23 protein-coding genes are annotated in these 26,617 nt (G+C 68.8%); 17 read left to right on the top strand and 6 right to left on the bottom strand.

Annotated elements, in window-relative coordinates:
• The first annotated feature begins 265 nt into the window (after positions 1–265).
• The 7 genes from MC380_RS07475 (at position 266) to MC380_RS07445 (ending at position 11,162) form a co-directional block, all read left to right on the top strand.
• Positions 266–3,250: a TonB-dependent receptor gene (locus MC380_RS07475; RefSeq protein ID WP_242102221.1), complete on the top strand. Its 2,985-nt coding sequence runs from the start codon at positions 266–268 to the stop codon at positions 3,248–3,250.
• Between the two features lie 276 nt (positions 3,251–3,526).
• Positions 3,527–5,917 (top strand): GH92 family glycosyl hydrolase, encoded by a 2,391-nt coding sequence (locus tag MC380_RS07470; protein ID WP_343223552.1) that lies wholly within the window; start codon positions 3,527–3,529, stop codon positions 5,915–5,917.
• Between the two features lie 106 nt (positions 5,918–6,023).
• Complete coding sequence (locus tag MC380_RS07465; RefSeq protein WP_242102222.1) at positions 6,024–7,064, top strand: SIS domain-containing protein; 1,041 nt, start codon at positions 6,024–6,026, stop codon at positions 7,062–7,064.
• A complete protein-coding gene (gene nagA, locus MC380_RS07460; RefSeq protein ID WP_242102223.1) occupies positions 7,061–8,221 on the top strand; it encodes an N-acetylglucosamine-6-phosphate deacetylase in 1,161 nt (386 codons plus the stop codon). Before MC380_RS07465 ends, nagA begins: the two co-directional genes overlap by 4 nt.
• Before the next feature lie 133 nt (positions 8,222–8,354).
• A complete protein-coding gene (gene ubiA, locus MC380_RS07455) occupies positions 8,355–9,266 on the top strand; it encodes a 4-hydroxybenzoate octaprenyltransferase (RefSeq protein ID WP_242163951.1) in 912 nt (303 codons plus the stop codon).
• A 133-nt stretch (positions 9,267–9,399) separates the two neighbouring features.
• On the top strand, positions 9,400–10,827 hold the full coding sequence (locus tag MC380_RS07450; RefSeq protein WP_242102225.1) for a TIGR00366 family protein: 1,428 nt from the start codon (positions 9,400–9,402) through the stop codon (positions 10,825–10,827).
• Positions 10,828–10,952: 125 nt separating this feature from the next.
• Positions 10,953–11,162 (top strand): hypothetical protein, encoded by a 210-nt coding sequence (locus tag MC380_RS07445; protein ID WP_242102226.1) that lies wholly within the window; start codon positions 10,953–10,955, stop codon positions 11,160–11,162.
• A 65-nt stretch (positions 11,163–11,227) separates the two neighbouring features.
• Here the strand turns inward: MC380_RS07445 and MC380_RS07440 are convergent, their stop codons facing one another.
• Positions 11,228–11,968: a ComF family protein gene (locus MC380_RS07440; protein ID WP_242102227.1), complete on the bottom strand. Its 741-nt coding sequence runs from the start codon at positions 11,966–11,968 to the stop codon at positions 11,228–11,230.
• A 49-nt stretch (positions 11,969–12,017) separates the two neighbouring features.
• Here MC380_RS07440 and bioB point away from each other — a divergent pair, with 49 nt between their 5' ends.
• The 7 genes from bioB to MC380_RS07405 all read left to right on the top strand — a co-directional run bounded on the left by bioB (position 12,018) and on the right by MC380_RS07405 (position 18,478).
• Positions 12,018–13,085 carry a biotin synthase BioB gene (bioB, locus tag MC380_RS07435; RefSeq protein ID WP_242102228.1) on the top strand — a complete coding sequence of 356 codons (1,068 nt, stop codon included), beginning with the start codon at positions 12,018–12,020 and terminating at the stop codon, positions 13,083–13,085.
• A gap of 126 nt (positions 13,086–13,211) precedes the next feature.
• A complete protein-coding gene (bioF, locus tag MC380_RS07430; RefSeq protein WP_242102229.1) occupies positions 13,212–14,420 on the top strand; it encodes an 8-amino-7-oxononanoate synthase in 1,209 nt (402 codons plus the stop codon).
• Entirely contained in the window at positions 14,417–15,424 is a 1,008-nt protein-coding gene (locus MC380_RS07425; protein ID WP_242163948.1) for a multidrug resistance efflux transporter family protein, read from the top strand. Before bioF ends, MC380_RS07425 begins: the two co-directional genes overlap by 4 nt.
• 5 nt (positions 15,425–15,429) lie before the next feature.
• On the top strand, positions 15,430–16,257 hold the full coding sequence (gene bioH, locus MC380_RS07420; protein WP_242163964.1) for a pimeloyl-ACP methyl ester esterase BioH: 828 nt from the start codon (positions 15,430–15,432) through the stop codon (positions 16,255–16,257).
• Positions 16,254–17,162, top strand: coding sequence for a malonyl-ACP O-methyltransferase BioC (gene bioC, locus MC380_RS07415; protein ID WP_242163946.1), 909 nt, complete (start codon positions 16,254–16,256; stop codon positions 17,160–17,162). The genes bioH and bioC overlap by 4 nt, the downstream gene beginning before the upstream one ends.
• The gene (locus MC380_RS07410; RefSeq protein ID WP_242102232.1) at positions 17,162–17,800 is read left to right on the top strand and encodes a hypothetical protein; all 639 of its coding nucleotides are present in this window, start codon (positions 17,162–17,164) and stop codon (positions 17,798–17,800) included. The genes bioC and MC380_RS07410 overlap by 1 nt, the downstream gene beginning before the upstream one ends.
• A 102-nt stretch (positions 17,801–17,902) precedes the next feature.
• A complete protein-coding gene (locus tag MC380_RS07405; RefSeq protein WP_242102233.1) occupies positions 17,903–18,478 on the top strand; it encodes a hypothetical protein in 576 nt (191 codons plus the stop codon).
• A gap of 60 nt (positions 18,479–18,538) precedes the next feature.
• Here the strand turns inward: MC380_RS07405 and MC380_RS07400 are convergent, their stop codons facing one another.
• Together MC380_RS07400 and MC380_RS07395 are read right to left on the bottom strand one after the other, a co-directional pair.
• On the bottom strand, positions 18,539–18,955 hold the full coding sequence (locus tag MC380_RS07400; protein WP_242102234.1) for a ketosteroid isomerase-related protein: 417 nt from the start codon (positions 18,953–18,955) through the stop codon (positions 18,539–18,541).
• Positions 18,956–18,984: 29 nt separating this feature from the next.
• Entirely contained in the window at positions 18,985–19,968 is a 984-nt protein-coding gene (locus MC380_RS07395) for a pyridoxal-phosphate dependent enzyme (protein WP_242102235.1), read from the bottom strand.
• A 123-nt stretch (positions 19,969–20,091) separates the two neighbouring features.
• Here MC380_RS07395 and MC380_RS07390 point away from each other — a divergent pair, with 123 nt between their 5' ends.
• The gene (locus MC380_RS07390; protein WP_242163945.1) at positions 20,092–20,733 is read left to right on the top strand and encodes a hypothetical protein; all 642 of its coding nucleotides are present in this window, start codon (positions 20,092–20,094) and stop codon (positions 20,731–20,733) included.
• 403 nt (positions 20,734–21,136) lie between these two features.
• On the top strand, positions 21,137–23,026 hold the full coding sequence (mnmG, locus tag MC380_RS07385; RefSeq protein WP_242163943.1) for a tRNA uridine-5-carboxymethylaminomethyl(34) synthesis enzyme MnmG: 1,890 nt from the start codon (positions 21,137–21,139) through the stop codon (positions 23,024–23,026).
• Between the two features lie 13 nt (positions 23,027–23,039).
• Here the strand turns inward: mnmG and MC380_RS07380 are convergent, their stop codons facing one another.
• A complete protein-coding gene (locus MC380_RS07380; protein ID WP_242102238.1) occupies positions 23,040–23,411 on the bottom strand; it encodes a DUF2007 domain-containing protein in 372 nt (123 codons plus the stop codon).
• A 54-nt stretch (positions 23,412–23,465) separates the two neighbouring features.
• Here MC380_RS07380 and MC380_RS07375 point away from each other — a divergent pair, with 54 nt between their 5' ends.
• The gene (locus MC380_RS07375) at positions 23,466–24,740 is read left to right on the top strand and encodes a sialidase family protein (protein ID WP_242102239.1); all 1,275 of its coding nucleotides are present in this window, start codon (positions 23,466–23,468) and stop codon (positions 24,738–24,740) included.
• 55 nt (positions 24,741–24,795) lie between these two features.
• Here MC380_RS07375 and MC380_RS07370 read toward each other — a convergent pair whose 3' ends face one another.
• Together MC380_RS07370 and MC380_RS07365 are read right to left on the bottom strand one after the other, a co-directional pair.
• Positions 24,796–25,815 carry a winged helix DNA-binding domain-containing protein gene (locus tag MC380_RS07370; RefSeq protein ID WP_242102240.1) on the bottom strand — a complete coding sequence of 340 codons (1,020 nt, stop codon included), beginning with the start codon at positions 25,813–25,815 and terminating at the stop codon, positions 24,796–24,798.
• A 74-nt stretch (positions 25,816–25,889) separates the two neighbouring features.
• Positions 25,890–26,597 carry an SIMPL domain-containing protein gene (locus tag MC380_RS07365; RefSeq protein ID WP_242102241.1) on the bottom strand — a complete coding sequence of 236 codons (708 nt, stop codon included), beginning with the start codon at positions 26,595–26,597 and terminating at the stop codon, positions 25,890–25,892.
• Between the last annotated feature and the right edge of the window lie 20 nt (positions 26,598–26,617).

Genomic DNA, 26,617 nt, shown 5'->3' with positions numbered 1-26,617 from the left:
GCGGGGTCTCCTCAAGACGGGCCGTGGTCCGACCAACTGCCCGTTCGCGCACGGTCGCGCCAGTCGGCGGACGGGTCAATCGATGTAAGCGATTTCATCACATTCGGCGGTTTAGATCGTTCTAATTTGCAAAGTGAATCACATTTTCATGAGATTTTAGCGATTAAGGTCTTCATCCAAGGAGGGCAGGCCCAGGCTATGCGGGCACGCCAATCGCATCACAGGCTGGACCTTTAAACCGATAGCCCTTGGGAGAGGACTCGACATGACCCGTTGCACGACGCCCAGCCGCAGCATTCTGGCGGCCGCCCTGGCCTTCGCGCTGAGCACGCCACTCATCGCCGCGGCGCAGGACCCGCAGACCCCGCCGGACGCCTCGACAGAAGAGGCCGATGCAGACCAGACCCCGGCCCCCGCCGAGGAGGCCACGACCCTCGACAACGTGGTGGTCACCGGTTCGCGCATCAAGCGCTCGGAAGTCGAAGGCCCGGCGCCGGTGACAGTGATCACCGGCGAGCAGATCCGCAAGGAGGGCTTCACCACGGTGTACGAGGCGCTGGGCTCGCTCACCGAGGTCACCGGCAACGTGCAGAACGACTACGACTGGGGCCAGAGCTCGGTCAACGCCAGCCCGCTCAACCTGCGCAACCTCGGCCCCGGCCGCAGCCTGCTGCTGATCAACGGCCATCGCGTGGCCGACTACCCGCTGCCCTACCAGGGCAAGAGCAACTTCGCCAACTACAACAACATCCCTACCGGGATCGTCGACCGCATCGAAGTGCTCTCCGGCGGCGCCTCGGCGATCTACGGTTCCGACGCGGTCGCCGGCGTGGTCAACATCATCCTGAAGAAGGACATCGAGGGCGACACCTTCCGCGCGCGCTGGGGCACCACCACCGAGGGCGGCCGCACCGTGCGCGATGCTTCCTGGTCCGGCGGCAAGAGCGGCGAGGACTGGAGCGTGACCTACAGCATGCAGTACTTCGACCGCGAGCCGTTGTGGGCGCACGACCGGCCTTGGATGGATTCGGAATTCGATGCGCCGCGGCGCACATGGGGTTACGGCGGCGTGCAGCAGGGCGTTGCGACCAACCTGCCCAGCACCGCCATCCGCCTGGTCGATGTCAATACCGGCGAGCGGCTTGCGCCGCCGCTGGATGCGTGCGAGCAGCACGACAACGACTTCTTCTACCAGCCCCGGATCCAGTACGACGACTTCACCGGCGCGGCGACCGATACCGGCGTGCAGTGCGGCCACCGCGCCGTGTTCGAGCATTGGACCCTGCGCAACGGCAGCGAGGACTTCTCGTTCTACCTGTACGGAACCAAGCAGTTCGGCAACGTCGAGGCCTGGGCGACCTATGGCTACTGGACCTCCACCGGCGAGAGCAACACCTTCATGCCTGCCTGGGGCAGCAACACGTTCTACGACCCGAACCTGGGCCGTTCGCTGTCGATGGTGCGCTATTTCTCGCCGAGCCAGATCGGCGGCGTCGACTACGCGCTAACCAAGTCGGAAGAGGTCAACTTCGACTTCCAGACCGGACTGCGTGGCACGATCTTCAACGACCGCTTCGATTGGGACCTGGCGGTCGGCCATGCCGAGTACTCGCTGCGCGAGCGCTTCCCGACCGCGCATGAAGCGCGCACCGCCGACTTCTTCCTCGGCCCGTCGCTCGGCACCGACCCGGGTACAGGTCTTTCGATCCATACTCCCGACTACGATCGGCTCTGGTATCCGATCACGCCCGAAGACTACCGCAGCTTCTTCGTGATGGGCGACAAGAAGGCGAAGACCTGGCTGACCCAGGCCAGCGCGGTGATCAGCGGCGATCTGTTCGAGGGCTGGGCGGGCCCGATCGGCTTCGCCGGCAGCCTGGAAGCGGCGAAGCAGGGTTACCGCCTCACACCCGACCCGAACACCTTGGGCACCAATCCGGCGTACTTCACTCCCTTTGGCAACATCGAGCAGGGCGGTGGCGAGCGCAAGCGCTATGCGGCGGGCGTGGAGTTCAAGATCCCGCTGCTGAAGAACCTGACCCTGTCCACCGCTGGTCGCTACGACCGCTACGACGCGGTCGCCGACGATGCGGCCACCACCTGGAACGCAGGCCTGGAATACCGTCCGTTCTCCAATCTGCTGCTGCGTGCCAGCTACGCCACCAGCTTCCGTGCGCCTGACATGCACTTCGTCTACGCCCAGCCCAGCGAAAGTGTGTTCGACCTGGTCGATTACCGGGCCTGCCTGTCGGATCCCAACCGGCAAAACCAGAGCATCTGCCAGGGCGGCGACGGCGATCCCTACCACGTCGACAACCCGACCATCGCGCGGCAAGGTACCGAGGATCTGCTATATGAGACCGGCGACTCGTTCACCTACGGCTTCGTCTGGGATGCGTTCGAGGGTTTCTCGCTCAGCGCCGATTACTGGCGCATCAACATCGAGAACGCGATCGACGACGTCAGCGCCGACGACGTGCTGCTGGACGAGGCTCTGTGCCTGGTGGACGGTGCCGAACGGCCCTCCGACAAGCCGGACCGCGCACCACCCAGCGACGCGCTGTGCGCACTGCAGATCGGCCGGGTGACGCGCGACGGGCCTGATCCGGACGGCGCGGGGCCGTTGCCACCGATGGTCACCCGGGTCGAGATCGGGCCGATCAACCGCGCCCAACAGGAGGTCAGCGGTTTCGACGTGGCCTCACGCTATCACTGGGAGACGGCCAACTGGGGCAGCTTCGACTTCGCGCTGAACTACACCCGGCAGTTGAGTAAAAAGGTCGCGCAGTTCCCGGGCGATCCCTTCGAGAACACCATCGACCAGGACGGGGACATCCGCTACCGCGGCCGCGCCAGCGCCACCTGGAATATCGACAAGTGGACCACGGTGCTGTACGCGGACTGGACCGCGGGCAAGCGCAGCGACCGCTACAACCAGTGCGCCGCGTTGCCCAGCGGCTTCCGTCCGGACGTGGGGACCGACTGCACGGACCTGCGCGTCAATGCGGACGGCGAGCGCAGCATCACCTACGGCCAGCAGAGCGAACTGGTGAAGTTCTACAACCAGGACCGGATTTACTGGAACGCCAGCGTCGGCTATCAGGCCAGCGACGCGCTGCGCCTGAACCTCTACGTCAACAACATCCTGGACGATCACTTCCAGGACAAGTGGTGCGGCGGGTTCGCCTACTGCGTCGCCAATCCAGTGGGCCGCGAAGTCGCGGCGGAGATCGTGTACAAGTTCGACTGAGGTTGCCACCGCTCGGTGGTCTGCGGCACAACACGAGCCCGGTGCAAGCCGGGCTCGTTCGCTTCCGGCACCGTGATGTGTGCCCAGAGGGCGATGGGGCAGATGGCCCGACCGCCAGCATGAATTGGAGACAGCACGACAATGGGTAGAGCGCGGCTTGGGCGACAGACGGTCTTCGGATCCACGCGGGCTGGTCTTCGCAGCTTGGCGGCACGCAATGCGACGGCGCGTTTCGGTGCGCTGCTGTGCGCGGTCACCGCGCTGCTCGGCTCCGCGGTGGTGCAGGCCGTGCCGGTTACGCCGCAGGCCCCCGGCCGGCTGGTCGAGAGCGTGAACACCTTCATCGGCAGCAAGGACGACGGCAACACCTTTCCCGGTGCCTCGGCGCCGTTCGGCCTGATCCAGGTCAGCCCGATCGGCACCCACTATTCGGGCTGGCGCTACGACGACGAGAAGATCTACGGCTTCGGACACTCCTTCATCTCCGGCGCCGGCTGCTGGGAGCAGGGCGGCCAGGTCGCGGTGCTGCCGGTCACCGGTACGATCGGGCCGGGCGGCGATTTCGACACCAGGGACGCGAAGAGCTTCGACTACAAGCGCTACGGCTCGCGCTACACGCACGAGGGCGAGGCCGGGCAGGCGGGCTACTACAAGGTGCGCCTGACAGATCATGGCGGGATCGACGCCGAAGCCACCGCGCTGACCCGCGCCGCGGCCGAGCGCTACACCTTCCCCGCCAACGCGCGCACCGGACATGTCCTGGTCAACGTCAGCCAGGCGAATGCAAGACACCGCGTGATCGGCAGTCAGGTGCGCGTGGTCGGCGATCGGGCGGTGGAAGGCAAGCTGACCACGGTGAGTTTCTGCGGCGGACGCAGCTACACCACCTGGTACCGGCTCGAGTTCGACCGGCCGTTCAAGTCGTTCGGCACCTGGGGCCAGGCCGGCGGCACGCCCGGCGCGCGCTTCTCGATGGAAAGCGAGCACGACCCGTACAACGGCGCCTGGCTCAGCTTCGATCTGGGCAAGGACCGCTCGGTGACCGCGGTCAGCGCGATCTCGCATGTCGATGCAAACGGTGCGCGCAACAATCTGCGCAGCGGCGGCATGCACGACGGCAAGCTGCTGCCCTTCGACGCCATGCGCGAACGCGCACAAGACGCGTGGGAACAGGAACTGGCGAGCGTGCAGGTCCAGGGTGGCAGTGCCGACGACCGCACCGTGTTCTATACCGCGCTCTACCACGCATTGCTGCAGCCGCTGACCGGCAGCGACGCCGATGGCCGCTACCGCGGCTACGACAACGCCATCCACGAGGCCAAGGGCTGGACCTATTACGAGTACTTCTCGCTCTGGGATACCTATCGCTCGCAGAACCAGCTGCTGGCGCTGCTGCGGCCCCAGCGCGCGCGCGACATCGCGCGTTCGGTGCTGGCGATCGATGCGCAGGGCGGCTGGCTGCCGCGCTGGGGCTATGCGAATTTCGAGACCAATGTGATGACCGGCGATCCGGTCACGCCGTTCATGGCCGACCTGTGGCGCTACGGTGCGCTCGAAGGCCGCGAGCAGGAGGCATGGAAGGCGCTGCGCAGGAATGCGTGGGAGCTGCCGCCGCAGGCCTCGCGCTTCGACGGCCGCGCCGGCAATCCTTCGTATCTGCAACAGGGATTCGTCGCGTTCGACCGCACCTTCGCCGGCAAGGGCATGGACGGCGATCCGCACCAGGGCGGTTCGGCCACCCTGGAATACGCGCTGGCGGATTGCTCGATCGCGCCGCTGGCCGAAGCGATGGGCGCGAAGGACGACGCGATGGCATTGCGCGCGCGCGCCGGCAACTGGCGCAGGATCTGGGATGCGGACCTGAAGGAGTCGGAGTCGGGCTTCAGCGGCTTTCCGCGTCCGCGCATGGAGGATGGCGAGTGGTTCACGCCGCCGGCGGGGCGCTACAGCCCGCGTTCGCACTACGGCTTCCATGAAGGCACCAGCTGGCAGTACCAGTGGCTGGTGCCGCAGGACCTGCCCGGGCTGGTCCAGGCGATGGGAGGGCGCGCACGCATGGGCCAGCGGCTCGATGCCTTCTTCGCCTATGACGAACTGCTGGGCGATCCGCAGCACGCCGCGCGCAAGGCCTGGGTGTCGGGTGCGTACTCCTATTACGGTCAGTACCGCTTCAATCCCAACAACGAACCGACCATGCACGTGCCGGGGCTGTACAGCTTGATCGGACAGCCGTGGAAGACCGCGACGGTGCTGCATGCGGCGCAGACGCTGTTCACCAATGCGCCCAACGGGGTCACCGGCAACGACGATCTGGGCACGATGTCGGCCTGGTACCTGTTCAGCGCGCTCGGCTTCTCGCCGCTGATGCCCGGCAGCGGCCAGCTGCTGCTGCATCCGCCCCGGTTCGACCGCATCGAGATCGCACTGGGCGATGGCAAGCGCCTGACCGTCGAGGCGCCCGGTGCCAATGCGCCGGCACCGCGTTACATTGCCCAGGCCGCGTTCGACGGACAGGCACAACAGGCGGTTTGGCTGGACGTGGATCGCCTGCGCCAGGGCGGGACGCTGGCCTATACGCTGGAAGACAAGCCCGACCCGGCCGGCTGGGGCACGCAGGCGCAGGATGCACCGCCGCCGCTGTGTCCGGCCGCAGAGCCCCGGCCTTGAGTCGCCCACGCATCAGGAAAATCCTGCACATGTTTTCGATCTCCGCCGCCGCACCTGCCTTGCCACTTGCCGGCGTGCACGCGGCGCGCCCCGCGGCAACGCAGGCATGAGCGTGTCCGCGCCCGAGCAGACCCTGATGTTCGGCGAGGCGCAGGAGGCCGCCGATGTCGTGGCGGCGCAGTTCGCGCGCAATCGCGACACGGTCGTGGCCCTGGCCGCGCAGCTGCGCGCGACGCCGCCGCCGTTCGTGGCCACCTGCGCGCGTGGCAGTTCCGACCACGCCGCGACCTACGGCAAATACCTGTTCGAGACCCAGCTGGGCCTGCCCACGGTTTCGATGTCGCCTTCGGTCAGCTCGGTGTATGGCGTGCGTCAGCGCCTCGATGGCGCGCTGTACATCGCGATCTCGCAGTCGGGGCGCAGTCCGGATCTGCTGCGCAGCGTGGAGGACGCGAAGGCGGCCGGTGCGCGCGTGGTGGTGCTGGTCAACGATGAGACCTCGCCATTGGCGGCGCTGGCCGATACGGTCCTGCCGCTGTGCGCGGGGCCCGAACGTAGCGTGGCGGCGACCAAGAGTTATCTGGCCGCGCTGGCCGCGTTGCTGCAGCTGACCGCGCACTGGAGCGGGCAGCCGGCCCTGCTCGATGCGGTGCCACGGGTGCCTGATGCCCTGCGCGCGGCGTGGCAGGCCGACTGGTCGCCGCTGGTCGAGGGCCTGGCGCAGGCGCACAACCTGTTCGTGCTCGGGCGCGGACTCGGTCTGGGCATTGCGCAGGAGGCGGCGCTCAAGTTCAAGGAAACCTGCGGCCTGCATGCAGAAGCCTTCAGTTCGGCCGAGGTGAAGCACGGGCCGATGGCGCTGGTGGGACCCGACTTCCCGCTGCTGTGCTTCACCCAGCCCGATGCGACCGAAGCCGGCACGTTGGCGCTGGCGGACGAATTCCGCAGCCGCGGCGCGCGCGTGTGGACGGCGTCGGCCAACACCGGCGTACGCGACGCGCTGCCGCTGCCGGCTGCGCCGCATCCTGCCTGCGCGCCGCTGCTGGCCGTGCAGGCCTTCTACCGCGCGGTCAACGCGCTGGCGCTGCGCCGGGGCCACAATCCCGACGTGCCGCCGCATCTGAACAAGGTGACCGAAACCGTATGAGCGCGGATGCCAGCGACACGGTCGCACTGGTCAACGGACCGGTATTGGCGGGCGAGGACTTCGTGTCCGGCCTGGCGGTGCTGGTGCGCGATGGCCGCATCGACGCGCTGCTGGACGAAGCCGAGTTGCCGAACGGCATCCAGCGCCATGACCTGGGCGGCGACTATCTGTTGCCCGGCTTCATCGATGCGCAGGTCAACGGCGGCGGCGGGGTGCTGTTCAACAATTCGCCCACGGTCGAGGGCGTGCGCCGGATCGCGCAGGCGCACCGGCGCTTCGGCACCACCGGCCTGCTGCCGACTCTGATCACCGACGATCTGGACGTCATGCGCGCCGGGATCGAGGCGGTGCGCGAGGCGATGGCACAGGGCACCCCGGGCATCCTGGGCATTCATCTCGAGGGACCGTGGCTGGCCGAAGCGCGCAAGGGCACCCACGATGCGGCCAAATTCCGCGTGCCCGACGCCATCGAAATCGCACTCGCCACCTCGCTGGGTCGCGGCGTCACCCTGGTGACCCTGGCGCCAGAGCACGTGACGGCCCAGACCGTGCGCGCGCTGGTGGCGCATGGCGTGATCGTCGCCGGCGGCCACACCGACGCCAGCTACGAGCAGACGCGTGTGGCCATCGAAGCCGGCATCACCGGCTTCACCCATCTGTACAACGCGATGTCGCCGCTGCAGGGCCGCGCGCCGGGCGTGGTCGGCGCTGCGCTGGAGGATCGCGGCAGCTGGCTGGGCATCATCGTCGACGGCGTGCATGTGCACGCGGCAAGCCTGCGGGTGGCCCTGGCGGCGAAACCGCGCGGCAAGGTCTTCCTGGTCACCGATGCGATGCCGCCGGTTGGCAGCGAAGATCCGAGCTACGTCCTGTACGGGGAAACCATCACGGTCCGCGACGGCGTGGTCCGCAACGCCGCCGGTGCGCTTGCCGGTTCGGCACTGGACATGCTGACCGCGGTGCGCAATGCAGTGAGCCTGCTCGACGTGCCGCTGGCCGAAGCTACACGCATGGCGTCGCAGTATCCGGCCGACTTCCTCGGCCTGTCGCGCACGCATGGCCGGATCGCACCGGGATTCCAGGCCGACCTGGTGCAGCTCGATCCGCAGCTGCAGCTGCGCGGCACATGGATCGCGGGCCGGCACGAGTCGCATTGATTGGCGGTGGGAGCGAGCTTGCTCGCAGATGTTCTTCGTCCCGCCGTGACCGGGTGAAAGGCATTCGCGGCCGAGGCCGCTCCCACGGAATTGCCGCACCGGATCGATCAGCCGCGCGTATCATCCGCGGCGCATGACCTACGAGCGATACGAAGCGCCCGCACCCGCACCCGTACGTGTCGCGCGCTGGCGCGAGCGCCTGAGGCAATACTGGGCGCTGGTGCGCGGCGACCGCCCGATCGGCTGGCTGCTGTTGCTGTGGCCGACCTGGTGGGCGTTGTGGATGGCGGCGGAAGGCCGGCCGCCGCTGTGGCCGTGGTTCGTATTCACGGCGGGCGTGTGGCTGACGCGCTCGGCCGGCTGCGTGATCAACGATTACGCCGACCGCTGGCTGGATCCGCAGGTCGAACGCACGCGCGGCCGCCCGCTGGCGACCGGCGCGGTCTCGGGCCGGGAGGCGTTGGCGCTGTTCGCGGTGCTGATGTTGGGCGCGTTCTTCCTGGTGCTCACGCTCAACCGGCTGACCGTGCTGCTCAGCGTGGTCGGCGTGTTCCTGGCCGCGAGCTATCCCTACCTCAAGCGCTACACCTACCTGCCGCAGGTGTACCTGGGCATGGCCTTCGGCTGGGGCATCCCGATGGCGTTCGCGGCGCTGACCGGCAGCGTGCCGCCGCTGGCCTGGGTGCTGTACGTGTCCAACATCTTCTGGGCCACCGCCTATGACACCTGGTACGCGATGGTCGACCGCGAGGACGACCTGCGCATGGGCGCCAAGTCCACCGCGATCCTGTTCGGTGAACTGGATCTGCTGGTGATCGGGGTGCTGTACGCGCTGATGTTCGGCGCGCTGGCGCTGGTCGGCTGGCAGGCGCGGTTGGGCGGGTATTTCTGGGGCGGCCTCGGCCTGGCCGTGCTGCTGGTGGGTTACGAATTCCTCATCGCCAGGCACCGGGACCGGGCCGCCTGCTTCCGCGCCTTCCTGCACAACCACTGGGTGGGCGCGGCGATCTTCGCCGGCATCGCGTTCGATTACGCGACGGCATAGCCCCGAGCCGCGGTTGTGGGAGCGCGCTTGCGCGCTAATGCCTTTGCCCAGAGACATCGACGGGAGTATTCGCGCGCGAGCGCGCTCCCACAGGGGTTTGGGCACAATGGGGCTTCACCACAGGAGTAGCGCAATGGCCGCGTCAGCCGATGCCCGTACTGCCTGGCCGGTGCGCGCTGCCCTCCGCTGCTCGGCATTCGCCGAGCGCTGGTTCCCGGATGCCTATGTGTTCGCCGTGCTCGGCGTGGTGGTGGTGGCGGGCAGTGCCATCGCCTTCGGTGCGTCGCCGCAGGCCACGGCCACGCAGTTCGGCGAAGGGTTCTGGAGCCTGATTCCCTTCACCATGCAGATGGCCTTCGTGGTCATCGGCGGCTATGTGGCTGCGACGGCGCCGGTGGTGGCGCGCTGCATCGAATGGCTGGCGCGGGCGCCGAAGACCGGCCGCGGCGCGGTCTGCTTCGTGGGCCTGGTGAGCATGCTCACCTCGCTGCTGAGCTGGGGCTTCTCGCTGGTGTTCGCCGGCCTGCTGGTGCGCGCGCTGGCGAGGCGTGAAGCATTGCACATGGACTACCGTGCCGCAGGCGCGGCGGCGTACCTGGGCCTGGGTGCGGTGTGGGCCATGGGCCTGTCCTCGTCGGCCGCCCAGCTGCAGGCCAATCCGGCGAGCATGCCGCCGGGGTTGCTGGAGATCAGCGGCGTGCTGCCGTTTTCGCAGACCATCTTCCTGTGGCAGTCGCTGCTGTTGACCGCGCTGCTGATCGTGGTGTCGCTGGCGGTGTGCTGGTTCACCGCACCCACCGGCGAAGGCGTGCGCACTGCGCGCGATTTCCTGCCGGTCGCGCCCGCGATCGATAGCCCTGCGATCCACAAGCCCACGCGTCCGGGCGAATGGCTCGAATACAGTCCGCTGCTGACCGTGCTGCTGTCGCTGCTGGCGTTTGGCTGGCTCGCCGGCGAGTTCGCATCGAAGCCGGCCAGCAGCGCGATCGCCAACCTCAACACCTACAACCTGCTGTTCCTCTCGCTCGGGTTGCTGCTGCACTGGCGGCCGCGCAGCTTTCTCGATGCGGCGGCGCGCGCGGTGCCGGCCACCACCGGCGTGCTGATCCAGTTCCCGCTCTACGGCGGTATCGCGATGATCCTGACCAAGGCCGCGGGTGCGGGTGGAGTCACGCTGTCGCAGCGGCTTTCGGACCTGTTCGTGCAGGTGGCGACCACCGACACCTTTGCCATCGTGATAGGACTCTATTCGGCCGTGCTCGGTTTCTTCGTGCCCTCGGGCGGCGGCAAATGGATCATCGAGGCGCCCTACGTGATGCAGGCGGCCAACGAGCTGCAGGTGCACCTGGGATGGGCGGTGCAGATCTACAACGCGGCCGAAGCCTTGCCCAATCTGATCAACCCGTTCTGGATGCTGCCGCTGCTGGGCGTGCTGGGGTTGAAGGCGCGCGACATCGTCGGGTTCACCTTCCTGCAATTGGTGGTGCACATCCCGCTCGTGCTGGGACTGCTGTGGCTGCTCGGCCTGACCCTGAGCTACGTGCCGCCGACGATGCCGTAGGCGAGCAGAGCCTGCACAGGCAGCGCTCGCGACCGGTCCGTGTGTGTCGGCGGGACGGACCGCACGCCCTTGATTCCCGTACACTCGCCTCGCCCGCGGGGAGCGGGTATTCATTGGGGAGCGTTATGAAGTCATTCGGCGGATTGCTGTTCTTGCTGGGACTGGGCTCGTTCGTGCTCCATTACATGAACATGGAGTTCAAGCTGTTGATGTGGGTGGACAACTGGGGGCCGACGGTCGGCACCCTGATCCGGGTCGGCCTGGTGGTGATCGGCGGTGCGCTGTGGCTCGTGGGCAACCGGCGCGAGAAGGTCGCGGCGCCCGCGGCCACCTGATTGCGACAGGGGCACGCGTCGTATCGAGGCGCCGGCCAAGCCGGCGCCTTTTTCATCTTCGCTATTTACGGGACGCGCGCGCAGACCCATGCGTCCACGCGCTCGATCCCGGCCCTGCGCAGTGCGCTGGCCGCGGCATGCAGGGTGGCGCCGGTGGTCATGACGTCGTCGAACAGGACCACATGCGCCGGCATGGCCTGGCGCGGGACGACGTCGAAGGCCCGGCGCAGATTGCGTCTGCGCGCAGTCGCGTCCAGCCGCGACTGCTGCGCGGTGGCCTTGCGCCGCCGCAGCAGGTCATCGCGCAGCGGTAGCTCCAGCGCGCGCGCCAGCGGACGGGCCAGTTCCAAAGCCTGGTCGTAGCCGCGCTCACGCAAACGCGCGCGGTGCAAGGGGATCGGCACGATCGCCTCGGGCCGCGGCGCCGCGGCAAAGGCCTCGGCCGCCAGCTGCGACATCAGGCGCCCGGCCGCCAGTCCCTGGTGGAACTTCAGCCGCGGCAGCAGGCGGTCGACCGGAAAGGCGTACACGAACGCGGCATGGGTGGCGGCCAACGGTGGCGGCCTGCGCAGGCACGCGCCGCAAAGCCGGCCGGGTAGTCGATCCGGCGCAGCCGTTGCTGCCGGCAATGGCAGGGCGCAGGTGGCGCAGGCGCTGTGGTTCCAGGGCAGGGCGCCCGCGCACGCCGCGCACAGGTCGCGTCCGCCAGCCCCCGAGTTGCCGCACACCAGGCAACGCGCGGGCCAGAGCAGGCGCACGCATCCGTCAACCAAAGTGCGCGCAGCGAAGTTGACAGACCATGGCATGCTTTCCAGACTGCCGGCCTCTCCCAGCCGCCGCCATCGGACATCTGCCATGCCTGCCGTCAGAAAACTCTCAGCCGCGCCAGGGCTGCGCCACGACTGGTCGCGCGACGAGATCCAGGTCCTGTTCGACCTGCCGTTCCCCGAACTGCTGTATCGCGCGGCCAGCGTGCACCGTGCGCATTTCGACCCCGCCCAGGTGCAGGTCAGCACCCTGCTGTCGATCAAGACCGGCGGCTGCCCGGAAGACTGCGCCTACTGCCCGCAGGCGCAGCGCTATCACACCGGCGTCGAAGCGACCAAGCTGATGAGCACTGAGGCGGTGCTGGAGAAGGCCAGGCAGGCCAAGGCTGCCGGTGCCTCGCGCTTCTGCATGGGCGCGGCCTGGCGTTCGCCCAAGGATCGCGACATCCCCAAGGTCGCGGCGATGATCCGCGAGGTGAAGGCGCTGGGTCTCGAGACCTGCGCCACGCTGGGCATGCTCAGCGGCGAACAGGCGCATGCGCTGCGCGATGCCGGTCTGGACTACTACAACCACAACCTGGACACCGCGCCGGAGTTCTACGGCGAGATCGTCCACACCCGCGAATTCCAGGACCGCCTGGACACGCTGGCGCACGTGCGCGGCGCCGGCATGAAGACCTGCTGCGGTGGCATCGTCGGCATGGGTGAAACCCGCGCCCAGCGCGCCGGACTGCTGCAGGCGCTGGCCAACCTGCCGGCGCATCCGGATTCGGTGCCGATCAATCGCTTGGTGCAGGTCGAAGGCACGCCGCTGGCGCATACCGCCGAGCTCGACCCGTTCGAGTTCGTGCGCACGATCGCGGTCGCCCGCATCCTGATGCCGAAATCGATGGTGCGGCTCTCGGCCGGACGCGAATCGATGAGCGACGAGCTGCAGGCGCTGTGCTTCGCTGCCGGCGCGAACTCGATCTTCTACGGCGAGAAGCTGCTCACCACCGGAAACCCCGACGTGGAACGCGACCAGGCGCTGTTCGCCCGGCTGGGGCTGCGGCCGATGGAAGTGGAGGTCGATGCGCAGCATCACGACCGGCCAGGGACCGTGCATGCCGACATCGTAGAATCCGTCGAGTCCGACGAATCCGTTTGCGCTGCATGAAGTGTCGAATCCGGCGCCCAGGCGCGGGCCGCCATGCAGGTTGATCGTGCACTGCGGACCGCAGTGGCACCGAAGTCGACGAACCGCCCGCCTTGCGCCGGAATGACCGAGCCCGCAGTCGATCCCATGCCGCGCACCAGCCTCCACGACCGCATCGCCCATCTGCGTGCGCAACGCATCGCGCAGCAGCGCCAGCGCGTGCGCCGCACGGTGCTGCGCCGCGACGGCGCGCGCAGCGAGGTCGGCGACGGCGAAGGCGGCGAGCGCTGGCTGCTCAACTTCTGCAGCAACGATTATCTGGGCCTGTCGCAGGATCCGGCGGTTGCCGCGGCGGCGGCCGATGCGCTGTCCCGCGACGGCGCCGGCAGCACCGCTTCGCACCTGGTCTGCGGCCATGGTGCGATCCACGCGGCGCTGGAACGCGAGGTCGCCGACTGGCTGCAGGCGCCGCGCGCGCTGCTGTTCGGCAGCGGCTATCTGGCCAACCTCGCGGTGGTGCAGGCATTAATGGGAGAAGGCGATGTCTGCGTGCAGGACAAACTCAATCACGCCAGCCTGATCGATGCGGCGCGCCTGGCCGGGTGCCGGCTGCGCCGCTATCGGCATGGAGATGCGGAAGGCGCGCTGCGGCAGTTGCAGGCAGCGCCCGATGGCGCGGCGATGCTCGCCACCGACGGGGTGTTCAGCATGGACGGGGATGTCGCGCCCCTGCGCGCCCTGGCCGAAATCGCGCAGGCGCAGTCGGCGTTGCTGTATGTCGACGATGCGCATGGCATCGGCGTGCTCGGCCCGCAAGGACGCGGCAGCGTCGCCGATGCGGGACTGGGGGTGAATGCGGTGCCGCTGCGGCTGCTCACCCTCGGCAAGGCGCTGGGCAGCTACGGTGCGCTGGTGGTTGGCGAAGAAGCGCTGGTCGAACACCTGGCGCAGAGCGCACGCCCCTACATCTACACCACGGCGCTGTCGCCGATGCAGGCCGCGGCCTCGCTCGCCGCGGTGCGGCTGGCGCGCAAGGACGACTGGCGGCGCGAAGCGCTGGCCGCTGCGATCGCGCGGTTCCGCGCGCTGGCCGCGGAGTACGGCCTCGCGCTGCTGCCGTCGACCACCCCGATCCAGCCGCTGCCCTGCGGCAGCGAGCAGCGGGCGCTGGCAATGGCCGCCGCGCTGGAACGGGAGGGCCATTGGGTCGGTGCAATCCGCCCGCCTACGGTGCCGGAAGGCGGATCGCGCCTGCGCATCACCCTGTCGGCGCTGCATACGCAGCGGGACATCGATGCGCTGGCGCGGGCGCTGGCGCGCGCTCGGGATGCGGTGGACGCGGGGGACGCCGCATGAGCCCGGGTTCCGACGTCCCCGCGCGCCGCGCGCTGGCGGCCGTGGGCATCGCGCTGCTGTCGGCGCTCTTTTTCACCTTCACCTATGTGCTCAACCGCGCCAGCGCCAGCACCGATGCGCACTGGGCCTGGATCGCCGCGCTGCGCTACCTGATCACGCTGCCGCTGATGCTGCCGATCATGGCCTGGCATGGCGGCGGCTCGGCGGTGCGTTTGGCGATCCGCGCCCATCCCTGGCGCTGGCTGGCGTATGCCGCCATCGCCTTCGTGCTGTTCTACACGCTGCTCAGCTATGCCGCCGCCAGTGGACCCTCGTGGCTGGTGGCCGGCAGCTTCCAGTTCACCGTGATCGCGGGCATGTTGTGCGCGCCCTTCCTGTACCGCGATGCGCGCCGGCGGATCCCGCGCGCCGCGCTGGCGGTGGGCGCGGTGATCGTCGCTGGCGTGCTGCTCATGCAATTCGGACATGCCGATGGCGCACTCGACCGCGCCGGCTGGATCGCGCTGGTATGCGTGCTGGCATCGGCGGTCGCCTATCCGCTCGGCAACCGTCTGCTATTGCTGCACCTGGAGCGCACCGGCGAGCAGCTCGATGCGACCCAGCGCGTGTTCGGCCTGGTCCTGGTGAGCCAGCCGGTCTGGCTGGCGCTGGCGGTCTACGCCTGGCTGCAGGCCGGGCCGCCTACTGCCGCCCAGGTCTGGCTGGCGGCCGGGGTGGCGCTCAGCGCCGGCATCATCGCCACGATCCTGTTCTTCCAGGCCACCGGCATGGTGCGCGACAACCCGGTCGGGTTGGGCGCGGCCGAGGCGATGCAGGCGGCAGAACTGCTCTTCGCCACCCTGCTCGGGGTTGCGCTGCTCGGCGAGCAGTGGCCACGCGGCATTGCGTTGTGGGGCGCGTTGCTGGTGATGGCCGGTATCGCGCTGTTCGGGTGGATCGCGGCGCGCCCGAGCGCGCGCGATCCGCGCAGCGTGGATGCCCTGCGTTCGGACCACGGCGCATGAGCCGGCTGCATGTGGACGTGCAGGGCGACGGTCCAGCCCTGGTGCTGCTGCACGGCTGGGCTATGCATGGCGGCGTGTTCGAACCGCTCGTGCAGCGCATGCGCGCGCGTTACACCCTGCATGTGGTCGACCTGCCCGGGCATGGGTTCAGTCGCGACAGCCATGTTGCGCTGGAACTGGAGGCCACCGTCGACGCCATCGCCGCGCAGGTGCCGGACGCGCCGTGGTGCGCATGGTCGCTCGGCGGCCTGTTCGCGCTGCATGCGGCGTTGCGCGATCCGGCACGCGTGCCGGCGCTGGTGATGCTGTGCGCCAGCCCGCGCTTCGTGCGCGGCGACGACTGGCGCCATGGTGTTTCGCCCGAGATCTTCCAGGACTTCGCCCACGGCCTGCGCAGCGACTACCGCGGCACGCTCGACCGTTTCGTGGCCCTGGAGGCGTTTGGTGCCGATCACGCGCGCGAGGCCGTGCGTGCGCTGCGTCACCAGCTGTTCGCGCGCGGCGAGCCGCCGGCACAGATCCTGGCGCGCGGACTGGAGCTGCTCGAAACCGTGGACCTGCGCGACGGACTTGCGCAGCTGCGCGTGCCCAGCCTGTGGATCGCGGGGCGCCGCGACCGGCTGGTGGATCCGCGTGCGATGCGCGAAGCCGCGGCGCGCGCGCCCGATGCGCAGTTCGTCCAGATCGAGCATGGCGGGCATGCGCCGTTCCTGACCCATACCGAAGACGTTGCCGCCGAGTTCGAAGCATTCCTCGCGGCCAATTCTGGTTCGCGCACGCCGACCTCATCCCAACCTTCCCCCGCCGATGAGGGAACGGGCATCGAGCGATGACCGACACCTTCGACACGCGCCAGGTCCGTCGCGCGTTCTCGCGAGCCGCAGGCCAGTACGAACGCGCGGCGCGGCTGCAGCGCGAAATCGAGGCGCGCCTGCTCGAATCGCTCGATTACCTGGATGATCCTGCGCGTGGTGAGCGCCTGCCGGAGCTGGTCGTTGACCTGGGCTGCGGGCCCGCCCATGCGGCCGCGGCCATGCACAAGCGCTGGCCGCACGCACGGGTGCTCGCGCTGGACCAGGCGCTGCCCATGCTGCGCGAGGCGGGCCGCAAGGCTCGCGGTTGGCGGCTGGGGCTGCGCAAGCCGTTCGACCGGATCTGCGCCGATGCGCGCGCCCTGCCGCTGGCGGAGGGCAGCGTCGACGTGCTGTTCTCCAACCTGTGCCTGCAGTGGATCGACGATCTGCCGGCGGTGTTCGCCGGCTTCCGGCGCGTGCTCCGGCCGGGCGGTCTGCTGCTGGTCTCGACGTTCGGCCCGGATACGCTGGCCGAGCTGCGCAGCGCGTTCTCGCAAGCCGACGACGCACCGCATGTCAGCCCGTTTCCCTCGATCGCGCGTTTCGGCGATGCGCTGGTGCATGCCGGATTCCGCGATCCGGTGCTCGACCGCGACCTGTTCGTGCATGGCCATCGCGACCTGCCCGAATTGATGCGCGAACTGCGTACCCTCGGGGCGACCAATGCGCTGCAGGGGCGCCGGCATACGCTCACCGGCAAGGCCCGTTTCGCCGCCGCGGCCGCAGCGTACGAGCGCGAGCGCCGGGCGGATGGGCTGTTGCCCGTCACCTGGGAGGCGATCTACGCGCAGGGGTGGGCGCCGCAGGCAGGCGCACCGATCCGCGAAGGCGGTGTCGAGGTGACCAGCGTGCCGGTGTCGCAGATTCCGATCCGCCGCCGCTAGTGCCCCCGCGCTTCATCGCCGATTTCACCGGGTTTCCTACACTGCCCAGCATGTCATGCCGGTTCCGCACGCTCGTTGTCCTGCTCGGGCTGCTGCCCTGCGCCGTCGGCGCGGAGGAGCGTGCGAGCTGGACCTTCGATCCCCAGCTGCTGCTGGCGCGCAGCGAAACGGTGATCGAGCGCGCGCCGGATGCGAGCCTGGACCAGCTGTTCCAGTCGGTGGCCGAGGCCGCGCGCAGTCCGCAGGAACTCTCGGCGATGTGCGCTCTGTTCGATCCGCAGGCGCGTCGCGATCTGGTCGCGATCAACCGCACCGCGCTGCGCTTCGGTGACGCCAGCCAGCGCCGCTTCCAGCAGGCGACCGATGCGCTGCTGCAGACAGCGCAGGCCGCGCGGCCGCAGCCCTACGACCCGCTACTCGCCCAGCGCGCCCTGCGTCAGGCGGCCGTGACCGCGGCGATGCTGTACGACGGCTTCGTCGCGGGCCTCAATGGCCAGGGCAGCGACGCGGCGAGCCAGCAGGCGCGCTGCCGCGCGCTGCGCCAATTGCTGGACACCGTTTCGATGCGGCCACTCAACGAGCGCGCGATGATCACCCGGCTGTTGATGCGCGAGGGGCTGCAGCGTATCGAGCGGTGATGCATGCGCTGGCGGCGGGTTTCGCCTGTGCGCCGCAGCGTCGCTCGCGATTCAGACCCCGGCACCTAGACTGCCGGCTTCCCGTCACCCGGACCTGCGCCCATGCGTCTGCTCCACCTCGCGCTGCTTGCCGTTGCGGTGGCCCTGCCGGCTGCTGGCCACGCCCAGCAAGGCCTAGACGGTTTCGACCCCGGCGCGCTGATGGGCGAAGTGCAGGACGTGCTGGTGCGCACGCCGGACGCCCAGATCGACGGCCTGTTCCATGCGCTGCACGGGTCGATGCGCCAGCCGCAGGAAGCCGAGGCGATCTGCGGCCTGTTCGACGCCGAGGCGGACCGCGGGATCAACGCCCTGAACGAGGTGGCGACGCGCCTGAGCGGCGCCAGCCGCCAGCGCTTCGTCGATTCGATCGCCAACGCGTTGGTCGCCGGCCTGCAGGGACAGCCGCAGGCGTACGACCAGGCCGCCGCGGCGCAGGCGCTCAGGGCCAACGGCGCGCGTGCGGCGATGCTGCACGACGGATTCAGCGCCGGCCTGTCGACGGGGGCACCGCGCGATGCACGCTGCCGATCGCTGGGGCAGATGCTGGACGTGCTGGCGGACCGCCCGCAGCCGGAGCGGGCGATGGTGACGCGGCTGCTGCTGGACCAGGGATTGCGGCAGATTCCGCTGCAGTAGCGTCGTAGGCATCGGCGCTCAAGACCGATGCGATCGGATCTTTGCGCCGAACCGCCGAAGTCAGCCCTCGACCTGCGCGATCCAGTCCTGCAGGTTGTAGTAGTTGGTCACGCGCGCGATGCGCCCGTCGCGCAGCTCGAAGAAGGCGCCACCGGGCAGCACATAGGTCTGTCCGTCCGCAGGCGGCAGGCCCTCGTCGCTGCGCAGATAGCGGCCATGCACCACGTATTCGGCGGCGGCGCGGCCGCCATCGTCGGTTGCCATCACCACGATGTCGCGCAGCTGCTCCTGGTAGCTGGCGTCCATGCGCTGCAGGAATGCGGCGAAGGCCTCGCGTCCGGTTTCGCGCGCACCCTGGTTGAGGTCGTGCACGACGTCCGCGTGCAGGCAATCGAGCATCGCTGTCCAGTCGCCGCGGTTGAAGGCGTCGTAGTAGCGCTGGATCTGCTCGATCGCGGATTGGCGGTCGTGATTCATGGTGGATTCTCACGGTAGGTCGGGCGCAATCAGCGCCAGGGCAGGGCATCCAGATCCACATTGCCGCCGCTCAGGATCACGCCGACGCGCAGCCCGGCGAAGCGCGCCGGCTGGGTGAGCACCGCGGCCAGCGCGATTGCCGACGAGGGTTCCACGAGCTGTTTGCCGCGTTGCCAGAACAGGCGCATGGCCGCGATCGTGTCGGCGTCGTCGACTGCGATCACTTCGACGTCATGGCTGCGCAGCAGCGCGAAGTTGGGCGCGCCCAAGGTGCCGCGCAGGCCGTCGCAGAGCGTCTCAGGGGTGAATTCGGTGACGCGTTCGCCCCGCGCCAGCGACGCGATCGTATCGGCCGCTCCGCTGGGCTCGGCTCCGACCACGCGGGTGCCCGGGGATAGCGCCGCCGCCGCGATCGCCGTGCCCGAGGCCAGGCCGCCGCCGCCCACCGGCACCACCACCACGTCGAGCGCGGGGACGGCAGTAAGCAGCTCCAGCGTCGCAGTGCCCTGGCCGGCGATCACCCTGGCATCGGCATACGGGTGGACCAGTTCGGCGCCGGTGCGCGCCTGGACGCGCGCGGCTTCGGCTTCGCGCGCGGCGATGCTGGGCGCGCAGCGGTGCAGCGTCGCGCCATAGGCTTCGATCGCGGCCAGCTTGCTGGCCACGGCGCCTTCGGGCACCACGACGTGGCAAGGAATCCCACGGGTGCGCGCGGCCAGGGCCAGCGCGGCGCCGTGGTTGCCCGAGGAGTGGGTCACCACGCCGCGTGCGGCATGGGCTTCGTCGAGGGAAAACACCGCGTTGCAGGCGCCGCGGAACTTGAACGCGCCCGCGCGCTGCAGGTGTTCGGCCTTGAAATACAGCTGGCAGCCGGCCTGCTGGTCGATCGAGGCCATGCGCAAGACGGGGGTGACGTGCGCATGCGGCGCGATCCGGGCGGCCGCGGACAGGACGTCGGCCGCGTCGGGCAGGGACTCGTGGGACACGGAGACAGTGGCTGGCGAACGCGACATGCCCTCAGCCTAGCCGATCCCGATAAACGCGTTCAGGCATGATGTCGATCGACCGCCGGAATTAAGCACGCATTCAATGCATCGGGCCGAAGCTGCAGTGAGTTATCCACAGGGGCGATCGACATGATCCGCAAACTTCTTCTGCCCGCCATGTGCGCGGCGCTGCTTGGCGGCTGCGTGACGGCCGGCTATGGCTATAGCGACGGCTACAACGACGGCGGCTATTACTACGGTCGTCCCGCGGCTCGGTACTACGGCGGTGCGAGCTACGGCTACGGATATCCCTACAGCCGCTACTACGGCGGCGCCTACGGCTATCCGTACGGCTACGGGTACGGCGGCTATCCCTATTACTACTACCCGCGCGGCCACTATCACGGCGACGGCCACAACCATGGGCACGGCGATCACGACGACGATGACGACCACCATGGCGGCAACGACAACGACAACGACAACGGCGATGGCGACAACAACGGCGGCAAGCCACCGTGGCGGCGTTGGGCCGACGATGGTGGCGACATGCTGCGCCGCCGGCAGGAGACCCAGCCGGGCGCGGTCGGCCGGCTGGCGACGCCCAGCCCGCGCCAGGGCGTGATCCAGCGACCTACCCCGCGCATCGCAGCGCCGCCAAGAAACGTAACGCCGCGCGTGGATGCCCCGTCCAGAAATGTCGAGCGCCGCGCCGTCCCGCAGCGGCCGGCGCGGGCGCCAGCGCCACGCGCGCGCTCGGAACGAGAACTGCGTCGCGCTCAGGAGCCCTGATCGGTCTTGCGCAGCGGGCGCGATCCCCGCACCCTAGCGACCGTTGACCGGTTGCGTCGCATTCCGACGTACATCGGGTAGAGTTCACCCTATGTCGACACCCGGCGGGGATTCCCGGATCCCCCCTGTTCCGCTCCCCGTCGGGCGTCGGCGCCTAAACCTCCAGCGGCTGGCTGGACGATTTCGCGGCTTCAGGCCGCCAGCGACCGGACAACGGACAAAAAAAGGGGCCGGACGTCCCCCGACATCCGGCCCCTTGGCTCCCCCGACGTGCGCTCGACCGGTCCCTGTTCCATACCCGGCCCTAGCGCCCCCGCGCTTGCCACATCGGGTGCCCTGAGGATTACGCACGGACCGTGCCAACTGTCCTGCCCCCGTCGCCCGCCATGGCATTCTTCGCAGCATGAACCACGCATTCCACCGCTACGACGTGATCGTGATTGGCGGCGGCCACGCCGGCACCGAGGCGGCGCTGGCGTCCGCGCGCGCCGGTGCCCGCACCCTGCTGCTGACCCATAGCATCGAAACGGTCGGTGCGATGAGCTGCAACCCGGCCATCGGCGGCATCGGCAAGGGACATCTGGTCAGGGAAATCGACGCGCTGGGCGGGGTGATGGCGCGGGCAGCCGATGCTGCAGGCATCCAGTGGCGCACGCTCAACGCTTCGAAGGGTCCCGCGGTACGCGCTACGCGTTGCCAGGCCGATCGCACCCTGTATCGCGCCTACATCCGCCGTGCAGTGGAGCAGCAGCCCGGGCTGACCGTGTTCCAGGGCGCGGTCGACGATCTCCTCATCCACAACGACGCCGTGCACGGCGCCATCACCCAGACCGGGCTGCGCTTCGAGGCGCCGGCGGTGGTGCTCACCGCCGGAACCTTTCTGGCCGGCAAGATCCACGTCGGCGAAACCCAGTACGCGGCCGGCCGCGCCGGCGACCCGCCCGCGACCACGCTGGCGCGGAACCTGCGCGAACGCCCCTTCGCGATCGATCGGCTCAAGACCGGCACGCCGCCGCGGATCGACGGCCGTTCGCTGGATTATTCGGTGATGGAGGAACAGCCTGGCGACGATCCGAGACCGGTGTTCTCGTTCACCGGTTCGCAGGCGGACCACCCGCGCCAGGTCTCGTGCTGGATCACGCATACCAGCGAACGCACCCACGAAATCATCCGCGGCGCGCTGCACCGCTCGCCGCTGTACTCGGGCCAGATCGAAGGCACGGGGCCACGCTATTGCCCGTCGATCGAGGACAAGGTGGTGCGGTTCGCGGAGAAGGCGAGTCACCAGATCTTCGTCGAGCCCGAAGGCCTGGAAGTCATGGAAATCTACCCCAACGGCATTTCCACCTCACTGCCGTTCGATGTGCAGCTGGACCTGGTGCGCAGCATCCGCGGGTTCGAGCGGGCGCATATCACGCGCCCCGGTTACGCGATCGAATACGACTTCTTCGACCCGCGCGGACTCAAGGCCTCGCTGGAAACCAAGGCGGTGTCGGGGCTGTTCTTCGCCGGCCAGATCAACGGCACCACCGGTTACGAAGAGGCTGCGGCGCAGGGCCTGCTGGCCGGGCTCAACGCCGCGCTCTACACCCGGCAGCAGGACGCCTGGTCGCCGCGCCGCGACCAGGCCTACCTGGGTGTGCTGGTCGATGACCTGATCACCCATGGCACCAGCGAGCCCTACCGCATGTTCACCAGCCGCGCCGAATACCGGCTGCAGCTGCGCGAGGACAACGCCGACCTGCGGTTGACCGGTATCGGGCGCGAACTGGGATTGGTCGAGGATGCGCGCTGGTCGGCGTTCGCGCGCAAGCGCGACGCCATCGCCGCCGAAACCGCGCGCCTGCGCGGGCTGTGGGCGGCACCGAACAATGCGCTGGGCCGCGACATCGAAGCCGCCACGGGCATCGCCGTATCGCGCGAGAACAACGCGCTCGATCTGCTCAAGCGACCCGAGTTCGATTACGCGCGGCTCGTCTCGGTGCCCACGCTGGGGCCAGGCGTCGACGATGCGAAAGTGGCCGAGCAGGTCGAGATCGAAGCGAAGTACTCGGGCTATCTCGATCGCCAGCGCGAGGAGATCGCAAGGCAACAGCGCAACGAGGGTACCGCGATCCCGGAAGCTTTCGACTTCGCCGCCGTGCGCGGGCTGTCCATGGAAGTCAGGCAGAAGCTCGAACGCGTGCGCCCGCAAACGGTAGGCCAGGCTCAGCGCATCCCCGGCATGACGCCGGCCGCTATTTCGCTACTGTTGGTGCACCTGACCCGCAGGAAGCAGGCTCAGGTGGCGTAAGGCGGTAGAGATCTCATGCCTCGCGCACGGCATCGTCGTTGTTGCGCCGGCGCCACGGCAGCGGAATGTTGAACAGCATCAACGCGACCCAGGCGATGCGGCTGGAGAGCGACTCGCGTTCGGGCAGCTGCAGCGCGCGCTCGCCCGCGGCATCCACATCGAGTGCGAACCCGCCAGCGTCGAGTTCACGCAGCACGGACCGCGCGCGTTCGGCATCGGTGTCGGCCACCCGCAGCCGCGTGCCGCCGACCGCCAGCCGCCATTCCCAGTTCGCCACCGCCATCTGGTCGTCGGCCACGTGCGCGTCGATGCCCTCGGCGCGCAGCCGGCCGCAGGCGATATGCGCCTCGATCGGATCGTGATAGCTGGCGATGGTGGTGAACATGGGCGGCGTGGAATCCGGTGCAGCCCGGAACGGCGACTGCGGTAACCTGCGCCGATGAAGACGATCCTGCAACTGACGGTGCTCGTTGCCACCCTGGCTGCGGCGAGCTGTTCGCGTGACGAAGCCCCCGCGACGGCCGGCGACTCGACCCAGCCGGGCCTGCAGGCCTGGACGCTGCCCGCTGCGCCCGGCGCCGCCCAGCCCGATCTGGTCACCGCGCCGGACGGCCGGCTGCTGCTCAGCTGGCTGGACACCCAGCCTGGCCGCCGCACCCGCCTGCAATACGCCGAGTTCAGCCCTGCCGGGCACTGGCAGGGTCCGAAGACGATCGCGATCGGTGCCTCTTTCGTGGTCAATTGGGCCGACACGCCGCATATCCTGGCCACGCCCGATGGCGCTCTCTGGGTGCAATGGCTGCAGAAGTCGGCCGAAGCCGGTGCGTCCTACGACGTGCTGCTGAGCACCTCGCGCAACGACGGCATGAACTGGAGCGAGCCGCTGCGCCCGCACGCCGACGGCACGGTAAGCGAACACGGCTTCGTCTCGATGTGGCCGCAGGGCAACGACCGGCTCGGCATCGCCTGGCTCGACGGACGCAACATGGTGGCCGCCGCTGGACATGCGCAGACCGGGCACGACGGCCATGGCGCGGGTGCGATGACCCTGCGCAGCGCGGTGTTCGACGGCTCGCTGCGCACCGACGGCGAGGTCGAGCTGGATGCGTCGGTCTGCGACTGCTGCCAGACGGACGCCGCGCTCACCGCGAAAGGCCCGCTGCTGGTCTATCGCGACCGCACCGAGGACGAGATCCGCGACATCCACGTCGCCCGCTTCGATGGCAAGGCATGGAGTCCGTCGAAGCCGGTCTTCGCCGACCAGTGGAAGATGCCGGCCTGCCCGGTCAACGGCCCGTCGGTGGCGGCGCGTGGCGATGAGGTCGTCGTGGCCTGGTACACCGGCGCCGGCGATCAGCCGACGGTCAAGCTCGCGCGCAGCACCGATGCGGGCGACAGCTTCTCCGCGCCGCTGGTGCTGGAGCAGGACGACACCGTGCAGGGCCGGGTCGACGTGGCCCTGGATGCCGGCAATGCCTGGGTGCTGTGGCTGCGCGAGGGCGATGCCGGCCAGTCGCTGTGGTTGGCGCGCTATGCACCGGACCTGTCGAAACAGATCGAAAAGGTCGAAGTGGCCAGGTTGCAGGGCCGCGGCCGCGGCACCGGTTTCCCGCAGCTGGCCTTGCGCGAAGGCAAGGCGTATCTCGTCTGGACCGATGTTGCCGGCGGCACGGCGAGCCTGCACGGCGCGGTGTACACGCCCAAAGTCCTGTAGGAGCGCCCGTGGGCGCGACCTGATCTGTGCTGTGCGGTCGCGCCCAGAGGCGCTCCTACAGCAGCTTCTTGCCGATGAACGCGGCGTAGCGCTTCATCGCGCGCTTCAGCGGCGCCTGCTCGCCACGTCGCAGCGCGCGAAACGGCGCGACATCGATCGATACGCCGTCCCTGCCCAGGACACGTTTCCAGGTGCCGACCACCTTGCCGTCGACCAGCACGGAGGCATTGACCAGGCCGTTGATGCCGATCACCTGTCGGCTCAGCGCAGGTTCCACGGCCGCGCGGCGGTCGCGGTAGCCGACCAGGTATTCGTCGAACGGCGCGAGCAGATGCACGCCGCCCGCAGGCATCGGTTCGGCCGTGTCGCCGTGCAGGTAGCGCTTCCCGGCGACCTCCAGCACCTGCAGCTCGGGTTCTGCCAGTGCGGCCGCCAGTTGCGCGTCCCTGACCGTCAACCCGGACCACCAGGCCAGGTCCTGCGCGGTCGCCGGCCCGTGCGAATGGAAGTAGCGCAAGGCAAGCGTATGCAGCGCCTCGTCACGGGTCTTTGGCGTCGTGGGTGCGACCCAGGCGTCGAGCAGGACGAAGGTCGGCTGCCGGCCGACGCGCGGCCCGCCGCAGATCACGCCGTGGTGCGCCAGCCAGCCGGTGACATGGATGCCGCGCATGCGTTCGGTGCCGATGCCGCCGGCGTCGAGCGCGGCGTACAGATCGGTGCGCGCGATTGGCTGGCCTACACCCAGCACCTTTTCCACGATCCTGCGGCTGCGCTTGAGCGTGGACTCGTCAAGACCGAAGTCGCGTTCGATCCGCGCGCGATTGGCGGCAACCACCCGGGGTGCGAGCAGCTGCAGCATCCAGCGCACGTCGGCCGGCGCCACGAAATGCAATGTGCCGCGCATCGGCCAGGTGCGCACGATGCTGCCGTCCGCGATCGCCTGTTCGATCGTCGACTCGCTCGCCGCGCGCATGCGCGAGCCCACTGCCCATAGCGAGCCGTACCAGTCCTGCGCCTGCACTGCGCCGAGCCAGGAAACCACGGCTTCTGGCGTATCGAAGACGGGTTCGGCCAAGCCCAACCGCTGCAAGCGATGTGCCGTGAGATCCGGGCTGGGTTCCGGCGAAGACATCGATGCCACGGCAGATCTCAGCGAAGCAGCTCGAACACCGCGCTGACACTCGCCGCATATTCGACCGTGGGTTGCAGATACCTGCCGCCGGCTGCGCGGGAACCAGTCACCACGATGCTATCCAGCGTCGTGGCGCCGTAACCGCTGGCGAGATGCGAGCCCACGCTGTCGATGCTGTAGACCGACCCGATGCCTGCGCCGAAGGCCTTGGCCATGTCCGCGGCCTTGGCTCTGGCCTCCGCCACCGCTTCGAGCTTTGCCTGTTCGCGCAGATCCTCCGCCCGACGCGATTCGAACACGATCGTGCCGATCTCGCGGGCACCGGACCGAAGTCCGTCGTCGAGAAGCTCGTTCAACCGGTCGATCTCCTTCAGCACGACGGTGACGCTCCGTGTCGCCTCGTAGCCATTGGACACGCGCTTTCCCGAATCCGTGTACTCGACGTCTTCGGCTGCGTTGAGATCGGATGCGGAGATGTCGGCGTCTGCGATGCCATAGCCCTGCAACACTGCCAGCAGCGTATTGACTGAGGAGTCGACGGATTGCTTCGCCGGCAGTGGGCTTTGCGCACGGTGCTCGAAATCGAAACGGATGCGCGCCGAATCGGGTTTCACCGAAACCTTCGCTTCGCCCGACACGACGATATGCGGCCCGTCGGGTAACGGCGTGCCTGCCTGCACGTTCCAGCTCGCTGCCAATCCAAGCAGCCACCACCAGCCCTTCATGCGCATCCCCTTGCCGAAAC

Source organism: Lysobacter sp. M15 (assembly GCF_022662515.1).
Lineage (GTDB): Bacteria > Pseudomonadota > Gammaproteobacteria > Xanthomonadales > Xanthomonadaceae > JAKPBU01.
This window is presented reverse-complemented; position numbering and strand designations above follow the sequence as displayed.